Here is a 14,396-nt window from a genome sequence, read left to right as displayed (position 1 = left end):
ATCTCTTAATCTCATTTACTGCCTTACCAAAAACTCTTCTAATTTTTTCTTTAGTTATCTCTTTTTCTTTTCCAAGACCTAGTAATATAATATCTTGTATATTATTCTCAGTTGCTCTAGTTATATTGAATATTTCTCCATAAGCACCTTTAAATTGTTTTTTTTTCTTAAGTATATCTATCTTATTGTTTATTTCTTCATTAGGTATATTCGTTTTTTCTTCAAAATATGGGATTAATAATGCATCTGTATCTATACACTTTGATTTTTTCACTAAAAAATTATACATTTATTTTCACCTCTTTAAATTTTTATAATTAATATATCATATTTACCTTTAATAATCTATTTATACTATATACCTAAATTATAAAAAAGTATGTAACCTATATTACCAAACAAAATATAAAAAGCTTAACTAAAAAGTTAAGCTTATGCTAATCCAATAATAGATAATATACGTTCTCTAACATTATTTCTGTCACTACTTATCTTATTTAAAAAAGAAATACGCTCTTTATTATTTTTGAAAGCATCTTTTGGAATTGAAACATAATCAATTGAAGATATAAAAAAATATATATTCCCCTTAAAAGAAAATACCTCTCTTATAATCTTCCATGGATATATTCTTTCTGCTACTCCTCCATTGTATTTAATTCGTATTCCATTGCTTATAACCTCTATTTTACAGTTACCAAACATATCTTTATTTTCTAAGAATTTAACCTTCTCTTCTATATTACTTTCAATTATTCTTTTATTCTTAATATTACATACCATAGAAAAAATAAACCATACTAATAACGTAACCATATAAAAACTATTGTTAAGATTTTTGCTTGCTTTAATAAAAACCATGGTCATTACAAATACAAATATAGCCCCTATAATCTCAAATAAGGCCCAAAAGAAAAATTCCCTGCTTATAAAATCTTTTCTACACTTTACAAATTCATTTTTATTTAAAACAAATTCTAACATATACGCTTTCTACTCTCCTTAAGCATTTAATCTCTACTTTCAATAATTTTACCATAGCTTTTTTGTATAAACTATTATGAACATATTACAATTGAAGTTTTTTACAAAATCTTAATTCTAAAATTCTAGTTCAATTACTTTTCCTTTTTTTAAACTTTCTTTAACATCTATTATTCTCTGATTTGAAGACCCTTTAAATTTTAATCCATCTTCTTTCTTATCTATATCAAACCTTCCATCAACTAACACATCAATGTTTTCTAAATATTCTTTCCAATTGTTAAACTCATTGGCATTTTCTAATAGATATTCAAATCTATACCCTGTATAACTCCAAATATTTAATCCTAATTCTTTTGCGCCTTTAGCAATATATATAAACTTATTAGCTTGTTCTAATGGGTCTCCACCACTAAATGTTACTCCATCTATAAATGGATTATCTGCTAAATCTCTTATTAATTCATCTATGTCTCTTTCTTCTCCACCATTAAAATCATGAGTATCTGGATTAAAACAACCTATACAATTATGTTTACATCCTTGTGAAAAGAAAACTCTTCTTATTCCAGGTCCATTTACTAAACTTTCATAAGCTATTCCTGATAATCTAATAGTATTACTCATAAAAAATTCCTCCTATTTATATGTTTCTTTTTTAATTATCTGTTTAAAAATACTAACTATTGTTAATGATTAAGATAAATATTTAATTAGGGGGTACAAAATGACTAATCAAAACTTATTCTTAGAAATAGAAAAGCACTTATTAAATGATGTTAAACCATCTATATTTTTAAATCAAATAAAAAAAGAAGAATCATTTAAAAATTCTTCTTTTAATATTTTCAACCAACTTAATAAAAAAAATCAAATTGATAAATTCAATCCTTGGACTCATACATTAAATGTAGTAGATATAGCTTCAAAATACAAAGATTTATCCAACAATCCAAAAGCTTTTATGTGGGCAACTTTATTCCATGATATTGGAAAAATAAAAACACTAAATCCAATACATGATAGGATTGGAGGAGAAATAACAAGAAGATTACTTATAGAATGCAGTAACGATAATTCTTTAAACGAAAAAATTATATCTCTAGTAAAGCATCATTCAGCACCTATCTTTATTCTTAATAGAGTTTCTTATAGCATAATGGATTTAATAAATACAGCAGATATTCATGATGTTGCTTTATTATCACTATGTAATAAACTAGGAAATCTTAGTTCTAAAAATAATGACTTAGAGAAAAATCTTTTAGCTAGCAATAAATTTCTTAAAATCATGTCTAGCAAAACTTGCTTACCATGCAAAGAAATCGTGATCTAAATAAAAGGTTATATTAATAGAATCTTATTTTGAAACTATTAATATAACCTTTTTATTTATACTGTAATTAAATTATTATCAGAGTCATCTTCTTCAATATTACTTATAACATTCTTTATCCATTTTCCTGATTTTAATCTTCCTACCTCAAAGATTATCTTTAAGAATTCTTCTGTACAAATTAAGAAATACACTCCATATACAGGTAAAGAAAATACTGTAGCTCCAATAAAAGCTATTGGTACAGCATAAAGCCATATTGTTCCACATTGGACTAACATGGAATAGGTAGTATCTCCGCCACCTCTAAATACGCCAACAATCATAACCATATTAAAGGCTCTTATTGTAAAGAATAACCCTATTATTCTTAAAACTTTAACTGTATCTAAATACGTTCCTTCACTTACATTGAAAGGCTTTAATACTAATGGTGCTGTTATCCAAATTAAAATTCCTAAAACAAAACCTACTAAAACTGATATTATAGCTATATCCTTAGAATATTCTCTTGCTACTTCTTCTTCATTTGATCCAATTTTATTTCCTATCATTATAGACGAAGCTGTAGCTAAACCTATTAATAATACCATAAACATATTATTTAATGTAGTAGCAATCTGCATGCTAGCAACAGCATTGGTTCCTATTCTAGCATAAGCTATTGAATATGCAGTCATACCTAAAGACCATATTATTTCATTTAATATAACTGACCAAGATGTTCTAAAGTATATTTTTACAAAATTCAAGTCAAAGGATATAAGTTCCTTTAATCTTGATGCTACTTTGTTCTTGCTGAAATATACAAAAGACACTATAAATATCATCTCCACCAATCTTGCAATAGTAGTTGCAAAAGCTGCTCCACTAACTCCCATAGGTTTAAATCCTAAATTTCCAAATATAAATGCCCAATTTAAAAATGCATTTATCAAAACTCCAACTATACTTGCATACATAGGAACACTAGGTTGCTCTGTACTTCTTAAAGCTGAAGAATAAGCTTGAGTAAAATTAGTAAATATGCAACTTATAGCAACAATCTGTAGATATTTAGCTCCTAATTCTATAACATTTAAATCATTAGAAAGAATCCCCATAATTTCATAAGACAAAAATCCAGATCCTAGAGCAAAAAGAGTTGAAACTATAAGTCCAATAGAAATATCCAATCCTAAAATTTTTTTAATATTTTTCAAATCTTTCTTACCCCAAAACTGAGACATAAAAACACTAGCTCCAGCATTTATCCCAAGAATACACAAGTTAAAAATAAACATATATTGGTTAGCCAATCCAACTGAAGCTATTGACTCTTCCCCTAGTTTTCCTACCATTAAATTATCAACTAAATTTAGTGATGATGTAATAAAACTCTGAATTGTTATAGGAATAGCCATCATTATCATAGTAGATAAGAATTGCTTATTCTTAAAACCTTTCATAAAATTTAATCCCCCTTTAAAAAAAGTAAAAAAATAAAAGCAAATGGGTAGTCCTTAGCCGCCCATCTGCTTTTAAATCCTATTAATTGTCTAATAAATCTACTTCTTAGTCAAGAGAATCATTCCCTTATTTACACTTCTTTAAAATATTTAGTTTTAAAACTTTTAATTTATCAAATTTTTACTGGAATTTCACCAAGATTTTATTGTATAATATACATCTCACTAAATTTTTAGTGAAAGTACACCAAATTACTAACAATAATACATTCAAAAATTATCCACAGAATAATTTTTTAAAAACTATCCACAGTTTTTTAATAAAAAAATAATCCACAGGAAATTAAAGTTTATTTGCCTGTGGATTATTTTAATTTTATATAATTATGGATAATTTTAATTTCTCCTTTAACTCTTCTGAACAAAAAGAAGCTTCTATACTATTTAAATAAATCTTTTTGTAATCTTCAAAATCTATATTAAATGTCTTATGTACATTTTCAAATTCTTCAGTAAGAGTTATATTAGAAACAGTTCTATTATCTGTGCTTAGATTAACCATTATATGATCTTTATGATATTTATAAATAGGATGTTCTTCATATTTATTTACCCCTTTTGTGTCTATATTACTCTTAGGACACATTTCTAATGTTACTCCTTTTTCTTTTACCAATTTATAAGCCTCTTCATCATTAAATATAAACAGTCCATGACCTATCCTCTCAGCACCTAGAAGCTCTATAGCATCTCTAACATTTTTACCATACCCAGTTTCACCTGCATGTATTGTAACTCTAAAACCAACCTCTCGTGCTAATTTCATAACTTCTTCATAAGGCTTCACAAAGTTTTCTAATTCACCACCAGCTAAGTCTATAGCAACAACACCTTTTCCTATAAAATTTTTTCCCTCTTCAATTACTTCATAAACACTATCTATAGAATGATGTCTTAAGCATGATAATATTATATTTCCCTTTATATCATAAAGCTCTTCTGCTTTTCTTATTCCTTTTATCACACTTGATATTACTTCTTTTTGAGTCATTCCTTTCTCTAAATGCAATAATGGAGCAAATCTTATTTCTATATATTTTACATTTTCCTTACTTGCATCTTCCATAAGTTCAAAGGCAACTCTTTCTAAGTTTTCAGCCCTTTGTAATAGTCTTACTGGAAGATCAAATCTATTTAAATAACTCTCTAGTGAATTGCAGTCTTCTGGAATAACTAGTAACTCTTTTACATTACAATATTCGTAACTATCTAGCTTAACGCCTTCTTTTTTAGCTAATTCAATAGCTGTCTCCACTCTTAACGATCCGTCTAAATGACAATGTAATTCTATCTTTGGTAAATTCAATAAATTCATTTATATGACCTCCATTAATTAAAATATTTGTCTTACTACTAAAATCAAAGTTTCTAATATTAAATAAATAATTTATATAACCTAAAAAATATTCAAAAAAAATTCTTGATTACGAAGAAAGCTTATTTGCTTTCTTCGTAATCAAGAATTCTCGGTTCTTGGTAGAGACCCCTAATCCATATCATTAGAGTTATACGAAGCAAAATTTATTTTTTTATTTATTTTACCATATAAAAATTTATAGTCAATAATGAATTATAAGTAATTTTTTAAACATAAAAGAAAAATCTATGACCATGCATTAAAATTTTACCTAATTAAGATAATATCTAAAATACATGTCATAGATTTTCTTTAACCTATATATATTATTTCCTTAGAAATATTAAACACAATGATAAGCTTTTTTATTTCCTTCTAAGTGAGAACGTCTGTCCTCTCTCTCTTCATATTTTCCTGGACCAAATCTTTCATCAAGACTTAGGTATCCAGTAACCCTTGAGATTCCTTGAATATCTTGGCTTCCACACTTAGTACATTTACATTCGTTATTATGAAGATATGTTCCACAGTTTTTACAATATCTTATATGGAAGTTAATTCCCATATAACTTATATTAGTTTGCTTGTAAGCATAGTTAACTATTTTCATTATAGTTTCTGCATCTGGACAATCATCAACTTCTATATAACTGATATGTCCACCATTACATAATTTATGATATGGTGCTTCAATATCAATTTTATTTTTTATTGATATTGGACAATAAACAGGAACATGATAACTATTTGTATAGTAATCTTTATCTGTTACTCCTTTAATTATTCCAAAAGCTTTTTGATCTTGTTTTATAAATTTACCTGATAATCCTTCTGCTGGAGTAGCATAACAGCTCCAATTTAATCTAGTCTCCTCAGTTAGTTTGTCACAATATTCTCTTATTCTTTCAACTATTTTTATTCCTAATTCTCTTGAAGTTTCATCTTCACCATGATGTTTTCCAGTTAAAGCTATTAAAGCTTCTGCAACTCCTATAAATCCAATTCCCCAAGTACCTTGTTTTAAAACTGGTTCTATTGAATCATCTGGTCCTAAGTTCTCAGCACCTTTCATTAATCCTTGACCTGCTACAAAAGGTAAATCCTTAACTCTTAAATTTTTAAGAACTCCATATCTATGCATTAAAGATTCTTTAGTTATTCTCAATCTATCATCTAATAACTCAAAGAATTTATTAATATCTTTTTTAGCTAATATTCCAAGTCTAGGAAGATTTATAGTTGTAGGAGCTATATTTCCTCTTCCTTTACATCCTGGCTCACCATTAACATTTTTCATAAGATAAGTTCTACATCCCATAGTTGCTGGCATATATCCTTTATCATAGTATTCCTTATTAAAGTCCGCATCGATATTCATGAAAGTTGGATTCATTCTTTTAGCTGCTACTCTACATGCTAACTCATATAAATAGAAATATGGATCTTCTGTTTCTCTATTTACACCTTCTTTTACTCTAAAGATTATATTAGGGAATATTGGTTGCTCTCCTCTTCCTAATCCTTTTTCGTATTCTAATAAGAATATTTCACAAACTAAAGCAGCATCTTCATTGTATGGAATTCCTAAATTTAATGAACTAAATGGAACTTGAGATCCTGCTCTTGAATGCATAGTGTTTAGATTGTAAACAACTCCTTGCATTGCCTGATGTACTCTTTCTCTTAATTTCTTCTCTACTAGTTCATCTAACTTAGATCCTTCTAATCCTAATCCTATATATTCTTCTCTTATTTCTTGTCTTGTAGGTTCTATAAACACACTCATATCATTATCGAAGTCTGGATGTGATTGTCCCCCAAACATGTCATTTTGAGTTGATTGTAATAAAATACATGATAATTCTGCTGCTGTCTCTATTCTTCTTGGTGCATTAATAGTTCCGTATCCAGTGTTAAACCCACTTTGTAATAATTCACCAGTTGGTATGTGTAAACAGTTCGTAGTTAAGTTGTAACTATCTAAATCATGATAATACACATCTCCATTTTCATGAGCTTTTGCTAATTCTTTAGGCATTGTAGATAAGTTATACCATTTGTTAGATTCTGAAGCTATTCTTAAAAGCTTTGATGAGAAGTTATTTCCTACATTAGCATTATCTCTATCTGTCTCTACTCCTATCTTGCTTATAGCTTTCATTAAGTCTGATTTTATTTCTCTAACTTTAGTTCTCTCAGTTCTATATGCCTTATATGCTGTTGCTACTTGATTAAAACCATTATCCATTAAAGCTTTTTCTACTAAAACTTGAATTTCTTCAACAGTGACATCTGTCTTACCTGACATTTCTATATAATTAATTACCTTTTGTATAGTATCCAAAACTTGGCTTTCTCTTATTGCAATACCAACTTCATTTGCTGCTCTCTTTATTGCATTTGCTATTTTATCCGCATTAAATCTTGATTCTCTACCATCTCTTTTCACAACATGTAGCATTTTTAACTCCTCCACTCCACTATATCTTGTACTCGAACAATTATACTCTACTATCAGTAGTTATGCTAATTAAAAAAAATCCTTATGCTAAAAAAAAGACTTATTATCTCCTCTTTTCCTTCTTTTTCTTAGCATATATTCAATTTTTCTTTAGTTGACATTAGTAAAAACTTATTTATCTATTCTCCATAAGATGAATAATATTCCATATAATGTAACATAATAAATATATGAAAAGTAATCCATAGGAGGAATTTAAATGAATAAAATAACATTAATTGCTTTTCAATTAATATTAAGTTTATTAGTTGGATTAATATTTGGAAATTTAATTATGCCTTTAAAAACATCAGAAAAAATAGATACCTTAAAAGATTTAGAATCAATTGATTTAACAAGGAATGAAGAAAATCCATATGACTTTGAGATGGATGACTTATCTCTAGAAACTCTTAGCCCATACACCGGAAACATCTTAAAATCAAATTCAATAGATAATATTCCTTTTATATGTATAATTGAAAATTCTAGAGCAGCTCGTCCTCAAAGTGGACTTTCTGAAGCAGATATAGTTTATGAAACTATGGCCGAAGCAGGAATTCCTAGATTCTTAGCTGTATTTTATGAAAATTCTCCTGATGTTATTGGGCCAGTAAGAAGTGTACGTCCTTATTTTTTAGATATTTCTAAAGAACATGACTTACCCTTTGCACATTGTGGTGGAAGTGCAGAAGCACTAGCTACAATTTCTAGTGATGAATCATTAAATAGTATAAATGAAATAAAAAATGGAGCAGCTTTTTGGAGAGATAATACAAGGAAAGCCCCTCATAATCTTTATACTTCAGCTAATAATATAAGGAAGTTCATTGCTGATAATGGATATGAGTATTCTAAAAATAATATATTAAGCTTTAAAGATAACTCTCTATTAAATTCTTCTAACTATATATCTGAAGTAAAGCTTAACCTAAGTGACTATTACAAAACATCTTATAAGTATGTAGATGGCTTCTATGAAAAGTATATGGATGAAGAACTTGCTATAGATAAAAATACCAATTCACCTCTTAAATTTAAAAATATAGTAGTGCAAATAACTGATATGTTACTCCAAGCTGATAATACTCATTTAGATATTGATTTAATAGGTACTGGAGAAGGATATGTTTTCTCTAATGGAAGAATGGAAAAAATTCATTGGGAAAAAGAAGCTCCTAATAGTAAAACTATATTAAAAACAAAAGATGGTAATCCAATTTACTTATCTAGAGGTAACACAATTTGGAATATAGTAGATAAAAATTCTTCTTTATACTTCAATTAAATTCTCAATTAAGTTCATAAGTAAACCGTTTTTTAAGAGAATAATCTGTTTTAATATATTATTAACAGATTATTCTCTCTTTATATCTTTATCAATATTGATAATCATATCAGTATTGATATATAATTCATTTAAGGCTAAACTCAATTCGCATTAATTACTATAAATGTTGAATTATTCAGTTTCATATTGAATTTACTAAATGAAATATAAATATTTTAATAAGTTATATTTTATTTAGTAAATATAAAATGATTGGGGGTATATAAAGTGCAAAAAATTGCTATAATAACAGACAGCTCTTGTGACTTAACTATAGATGAAATAAAAGAATATAATTTAAATATATTACCTTTAAAGATAATATATAAAGACAGAGAATATAATGATATTTTTGATATAGAACCAATTAATGTTTATGAAAACTTACACAATGAAGTACCAACAACTTCATTATGTAGTCCTGACTATATAAATTCAGTATTAGACAAATTAGAAGCTGAAGGATATACTCATTTAATAGGTATATTTATATCTAACTCATTATCAGGTACATTTAATGCTGCTAGATTGATTATTGAGGAACGTAATTCTTTTAAATATTACTTATTTGATAGTAAAATAATCGGTTATCCTTTAGGATCTATAGTTATAAAAGCATCTGAACTTGTTAATGAAGGAAAAAGCTTTGAAGAAATAATCGAAGCTCTTCCAAGCATAAGAGAAGCTACAACTGGATATTATACTATTAATACATTAGAATATTTAAGACGTGGTGGAAGAATAGGTAAAGTTGCCGGAACAGTTGGAGATTTACTTCATCTTAAACCAATAATATCAGTTGATGACCATGGTGCTTATACAACAGTTTCTAAAGCAAGAGGAAGAAAACAATCTTTGAAAAAACTTGCTAGCATAATTTTAGGACATCTTGATGAATGTAAGTGCAATATAGCTATTCTTAATGGTATGGCAAAAGAAGAAGCTAATCAAGTTCTTGATTCAATTAGATCTCATCCTAACTTATTAAAATCTCAAATAAGAGATATAGGAGCTGCTATGGGAGTTCACGCTGGTCCTGGTATGGTAGGTGTATCAATCCAAAAGGAAAGTTAGTTATGTATAATGATGAATTTATAAAAGCTGAAGAAAAACGCCTTTATGATGAGTATAAGAAACAGGTAGCTAACCTAAAAAAAGTACAGAAAGAAAAGAATGCTGTAGGACAAGTCTTTACTAAAGGACTTCTTCCTATATATGCATTATATATTCTTAGCATTCAACCTACTAACGGGAATGATTTGGCTCAAAAGATTGGTGAACAGACTAATGGACTTTGGTTTCCTAGTACAGGTGGCATATATCCCTTACTAAAGAAATTAGAAAAACAAGGCTTTGTAACTGGTTCTTGGGATGATCCTAAAAGAAAAACACAAAAAGTATATTCTTTAACTCCAGAAGGTTTTAAAGAATTTGAAGAAAAAAAAAATTTGTTAAAACCTAAAATAAAAGAAGCCTTGGAAGTCTTTAAGATAATATATTCTCATCTTTATAACTAAAAAAGATTCTAAAAGATTATATTATCTTTTAGAATCTTTTAATTTTAATTATTATTCAGCTGAAATAGCTGCTACTGGACAACTACCTTCTGCTTCCTTTGTTGCTTCTTTACTATTTTCAGGAACTTCTTCAACAATTACATTAGCTTTTCCATCATCATCCATATCAAAAACTTCTGGCGCTACTGTTGGACATAATCCGCATCCAATACATGTATCTTTATCTACATTTGCTTTCATAATTATTTCCTCCTTAAAATTTTATCTTAACATTATTATCATTCCCTAAATTTAAGTTTATATTACTTTATAATAAGCTAAATAAAAAAATTAAAAAGAATGAATCAAAATATTTATACTATTTTGATTCATTCTTTTATTTATACTAATATAACCCTTCAAAGATTAATGAATATAGTGGATTTTCAGCTACATATTCTTCAGCTTTTCCATTTTCTAAAGCTTCAGTTAAGTCTAAGTTTATTGGTAGTTCTCCGATTAAAGGAAGTCCTAAATATTCAGCATGCTCTTCTGAAGATTTCTTGCTAAATACTCTCATCTTCTTACCACACTCACATTCTATGTAAGCCATATTTTCAACTACTCCCTTTACCTCAACATTCATCTTATGAGCCATAGTAACTAATTTTTTAACTATCATTGATACCATGTCTTGAGGTGTTGAAACTATTACTAATTCCTTTATAGGGAATGTTTGCATTACTGTTAATGTTATGTCACTTGTTCCTGGTGGCATATCTATTAATAAATAATCTAATTCTTCCCAATCAGTATCTTTAAACATTTGATTTAATACTCCTGTAACCATTGGACCTCTCCAAATTACAGGATCATCTTCAACTTCCATAAGTAAGTTCATTGATATAACTTTTATACCTAGCTCAGTTTTTACTGGAACAAATTTAACTTGCTTACCTTCACTATCCACAGCAACTATATCTGCTCTTTTTTCATTTATTCCAAAGAATCTTGGCATTGATGGTCCTGTTATATCTGCATCTAACACTCCAACTTTATATCCTTTTTTAGCTAATTGAGTAGCTAATATTCCAGTAACAGTTGATTTACCAACTCCACCTTTACCACTTATAACACCTATAACATTTTTAATATTTCCATAGTTAGTTCCTAATTTTGCTGGTACTGATGAACTACATCCTCCATCTTTACTAGCTGAACTACATTTGTCTTTATTTGCACAACTTGCACAACTTCCCATAAGAAAAATCCTCCATTCTGTTATCTATCCCATTCCTTTTGAACATCTTTCCAATTGTCATAAACATTTATGTCCCAAGAGTTCTTATAAACTCCATCTACATATAATTTTTTTTCTGAATGAGTTAATCTGTTTTCAATGGTTATTACAGTTCTAAACATAGTAGATGTATAACCATAATTTCTCACAGTAACTATTATATCAAAATCATCTCTATTATGGTTCATTATTGAAGCATTTGGAACTACTTTTTTTACATCTTTTTCAAAATTTTCAATATCTGATGATAACATATATTTTGTACAATCTCTATCTCCAAGTATATCAATACCAACTTTGGCATTGTCTTTGTTTAATTCATCTTTTTCTTTTTTTAACACTTCAAGTATTGAATCATAGTATATTTTATCAAAAGCTCTAGGTTTTCTTATTGCCTGCATATTTTGCATTAAATAGTTGTCTAATCTCTTAGATATTCTATAAAAGTGATCTCCATCGTAGAAATTACCTTCTCCATTATTTTTTACACCTGTTACATAATAGAATTTTTTTTGTTCATCACCAACATGTATTTCAAAAATATAATCTGGAGGTAAATCTGTCTTTTTGCTAACAACCTCAGCTTTAGATAACATACTGTATATATTATCTATTACTGACTTTTCTTTTACTAAAAACCTAAAACCAGAATCTCTTGTACTTTGAATAACTATTTTATCAACTTTATTTTCTTTTATATATTCAAAGTCATTATTATTACTCCCCAAAAATTTTGAGTTTATATCTTTAACTGAAAACCCAACAATGCCTAATCCTAAAACTAAGCAAAATATTACTAGAATTAATTTCTTATTTTTCACCTGTTTCTTTTCTCCCTTTTAATTTATTTATATTATATAGTAATATACCACCTATTAATATAAATATTGATATAAATTGAGATGTTGATAATAATCCTACGCTACCTCTAGGATCATTTCTTAAAAATTCTACAAAGAATCTACCTATACTGTATATTATCATATACATACTGATAGTTTTTCCTTTTTCTTTGTTTTTATTTCCATACCATAGTAAAAATAAACCTAAGACAAAATCAAAAATTGATGAAAAGATTTGTGTAGGATATAATGGTATCCCAGCTGGAGCTAATGAATCAGCAGGAAAAATAATTCCTATAGAACTTGTAGTTTCAGCCCCATAGCAACATCCTGCAAGTAAACATCCTATTCTTCCAAATCCTTGAGCTAAGGCTAATCCTGGAGCTACTAAATCTGCAATTTCTAATACATTCCACTTATTTTTAAAAGAAAATATAGTAATTCCTAAAGCTCCTCCTATTATAGCTCCATAAATTACAAAGCCATTTCCAAAATCTCTAAATATTATGCTTGGATCTTGAATGACCATTCTCCATTCAGTTATTATGTAGAGTATTTTTCCTCCTAAAATACCTGAAATAACAGTTAAGATTGTAGCATTAAATAGCTTATCTTCGTTATAGCCCCTTTGAGTTCCTCGCTTTAAGAATAATAATGTTGCACAGATTATACCTAATCCTATCATAAATCCATAGCTATAAATCTTAAGTCCAAAGATTTCCCCTAAAACAATCCTCATAAACTCCTCCAATATTTATTTGTAAATTTAAAAGAGAAGCATATTATGCTTCTCTTTTAAATTTAATTATAATACTTCTACTAAAGCAAATCAAATTTTCTACTCACTATGCTCTATACTATCAATTATAGCGTTATATATGATTGAATAATTTTCTTTTTGCTTATTTTCACTTGCACTAAACAACACCTTTATGATTTTATTTTCTCCTAACTTTTTATAATAAATAGTATTAAAATAGATTATTCCTTTATCATTTTTTTCTTTGAAAACTACCTTTTTCACTAATTCATCATCAAGGCTTTCATCAGATACTAAATAGTCACTTATATTATTTTTATTTAGAACTTCTTTTTCCTTATCAACCATTTTTTCTAAATCATCACTTGAATTTAAAATCTGCACATATCCCCATAATCCCATATTGTCACTTATAAAGCTATTATCATAAATAATATAATTTCCTGGGTATTTTTTTTCTTCAACATCCCAACTATCAGGTAACTTATAGGTTAAAAGACCATCTAGGGCGGTATATGTACTTAGCCCTTCAATATTATTATTTGTTAATGCCACTTTTTTTATATTTCCAGTAAATATATTTTCACCAGTTACCAATATTATCATAAGCAAAATTAATATTAGGGTTATCCCAAATTGTTTTTTATTCAAAAAATCACCTCTTTTCATCTTTTATGAAAGTCTATATTTAAAATATATTCAGCAACTAATTAAAAATTACTAAATAGAGCATTAATCTTGCATAAATAAAAGGGGCTATATCATTTTGAGGTGCACCCCGTTAAGTAGACACGGTATAAAAGACTGTGTAAAATCTACTTAACGGGGTGATTTTTATGGAGAAAAAACAAAGAATTTATTCTAAAGAAATAAAATTAAAAGCAGTAAAAATGTACTTGGAAGATGGCTTAGGAAGTACTAGAATAGCTAAAGAATTAAATTTATCATCATATAAAAGAGTTATGTTATGGGTTAAAAACTAT

The 14,396-nt window shown here is 27.6% G+C and carries 15 protein-coding genes and 1 riboswitch; of the genes, 4 read left to right on the top strand and 11 right to left on the bottom strand.

Annotated elements, in window-relative coordinates:
• From Q1J60_RS07235 to nrdG, 3 genes are all read right to left on the bottom strand, one after another.
• A partial coding sequence (locus Q1J60_RS07235) for a M17 family peptidase N-terminal domain-containing protein (protein ID WP_300260195.1) occupies positions 1-289 on the bottom strand: 289 nt, incomplete at its 3' end.
• Positions 290-432: 143 nt separating this feature from the next.
• Positions 433-984, bottom strand: a complete 552-nt coding sequence (locus Q1J60_RS07230) for a YcxB family protein (protein ID WP_300260192.1) — start codon at positions 982-984, stop codon at positions 433-435.
• A gap of 117 nt (positions 985-1,101) precedes the next feature.
• Positions 1,102-1,611, bottom strand: coding sequence for an anaerobic ribonucleoside-triphosphate reductase activating protein (gene nrdG, locus Q1J60_RS07225; RefSeq protein WP_300260189.1), 510 nt, complete (start codon positions 1,609-1,611; stop codon positions 1,102-1,104).
• 100 nt (positions 1,612-1,711) lie between these two features.
• On the opposite strand from nrdG, the gene Q1J60_RS07220 reads away from it, so the two are divergent.
• Entirely contained in the window at positions 1,712-2,320 is a 609-nt protein-coding gene (locus tag Q1J60_RS07220; protein ID WP_300260186.1) for an HD domain-containing protein, read from the top strand.
• 56 nt (positions 2,321-2,376) lie between these two features.
• Here Q1J60_RS07220 and Q1J60_RS07215 read toward each other — a convergent pair whose 3' ends face one another.
• From Q1J60_RS07215 to Q1J60_RS07205, 3 genes are all read right to left on the bottom strand, one after another.
• Positions 2,377-3,768 (bottom strand): MATE family efflux transporter, encoded by a 1,392-nt coding sequence (locus Q1J60_RS07215; RefSeq protein WP_300260183.1) that lies wholly within the window; start codon positions 3,766-3,768, stop codon positions 2,377-2,379.
• 376 nt (positions 3,769-4,144) lie between these two features.
• Positions 4,145-5,143 carry an adenosine deaminase gene (gene add / locus Q1J60_RS07210; RefSeq protein WP_300260180.1) on the bottom strand — a complete coding sequence of 333 codons (999 nt, stop codon included), beginning with the start codon at positions 5,141-5,143 and terminating at the stop codon, positions 4,145-4,147.
• A gap of 118 nt (positions 5,144-5,261) precedes the next feature.
• A riboswitch (purine riboswitch) is annotated at positions 5,262-5,361 on the bottom strand.
• A gap of 167 nt (positions 5,362-5,528) precedes the next feature.
• The gene (locus tag Q1J60_RS07205) at positions 5,529-7,646 is read right to left on the bottom strand and encodes an anaerobic ribonucleoside triphosphate reductase (RefSeq protein WP_300260177.1); all 2,118 of its coding nucleotides are present in this window, start codon (positions 7,644-7,646) and stop codon (positions 5,529-5,531) included.
• Positions 7,647-7,905: 259 nt separating this feature from the next.
• On the opposite strand from Q1J60_RS07205, the gene Q1J60_RS07200 reads away from it, so the two are divergent.
• The 3 genes from Q1J60_RS07200 (at position 7,906) to Q1J60_RS07190 (ending at position 10,532) form a co-directional block, all read left to right on the top strand.
• Entirely contained in the window at positions 7,906-8,973 is a 1,068-nt protein-coding gene (locus Q1J60_RS07200) for a DUF3048 domain-containing protein (protein ID WP_300260174.1), read from the top strand.
• A 270-nt stretch (positions 8,974-9,243) separates the two neighbouring features.
• Positions 9,244-10,089 carry a DegV family protein gene (locus tag Q1J60_RS07195; protein ID WP_300260172.1) on the top strand — a complete coding sequence of 282 codons (846 nt, stop codon included), beginning with the start codon at positions 9,244-9,246 and terminating at the stop codon, positions 10,087-10,089.
• Positions 10,090-10,091: 2 nt separating this feature from the next.
• Positions 10,092-10,532 (top strand): PadR family transcriptional regulator, encoded by a 441-nt coding sequence (locus Q1J60_RS07190; RefSeq protein ID WP_300260170.1) that lies wholly within the window; start codon positions 10,092-10,094, stop codon positions 10,530-10,532.
• 51 nt (positions 10,533-10,583) lie between these two features.
• On the opposite strand, the gene Q1J60_RS07185 is transcribed toward Q1J60_RS07190, so the two are convergent.
• From Q1J60_RS07185 to Q1J60_RS07165, 5 genes are all read right to left on the bottom strand, one after another.
• Positions 10,584-10,772, bottom strand: a complete 189-nt coding sequence (locus Q1J60_RS07185; protein WP_300260167.1) for a ferredoxin — start codon at positions 10,770-10,772, stop codon at positions 10,584-10,586.
• A 145-nt stretch (positions 10,773-10,917) separates the two neighbouring features.
• A complete protein-coding gene (locus Q1J60_RS07180; protein WP_300260164.1) occupies positions 10,918-11,772 on the bottom strand; it encodes an Mrp/NBP35 family ATP-binding protein in 855 nt (284 codons plus the stop codon).
• 20 nt (positions 11,773-11,792) lie between these two features.
• A complete protein-coding gene (locus Q1J60_RS07175) occupies positions 11,793-12,632 on the bottom strand; it encodes a YhfM domain-containing protein (protein ID WP_300260161.1) in 840 nt (279 codons plus the stop codon).
• Positions 12,622-13,392 carry a prolipoprotein diacylglyceryl transferase gene (locus tag Q1J60_RS07170; protein WP_300260159.1) on the bottom strand — a complete coding sequence of 257 codons (771 nt, stop codon included), beginning with the start codon at positions 13,390-13,392 and terminating at the stop codon, positions 12,622-12,624. Before Q1J60_RS07170 ends, Q1J60_RS07175 begins: the two co-directional genes overlap by 11 nt.
• Positions 13,393-13,491: 99 nt before the next feature.
• On the bottom strand, positions 13,492-14,064 hold the full coding sequence (locus Q1J60_RS07165) for a hypothetical protein (protein ID WP_300260156.1): 573 nt from the start codon (positions 14,062-14,064) through the stop codon (positions 13,492-13,494).
• Positions 14,065-14,396 lie beyond the last annotated feature (332 nt).

Origin of the sequence: Clostridium sp., from assembly GCF_029258205.1 — a bacterium.
In the GTDB taxonomy this organism is placed as follows: Bacteria; Bacillota; Clostridia; order Clostridiales; family Clostridiaceae; genus Sarcina.
Note: the sequence above shows the minus strand (reverse complement) of the source record. Positions and strands in the feature narration are given on the sequence as shown.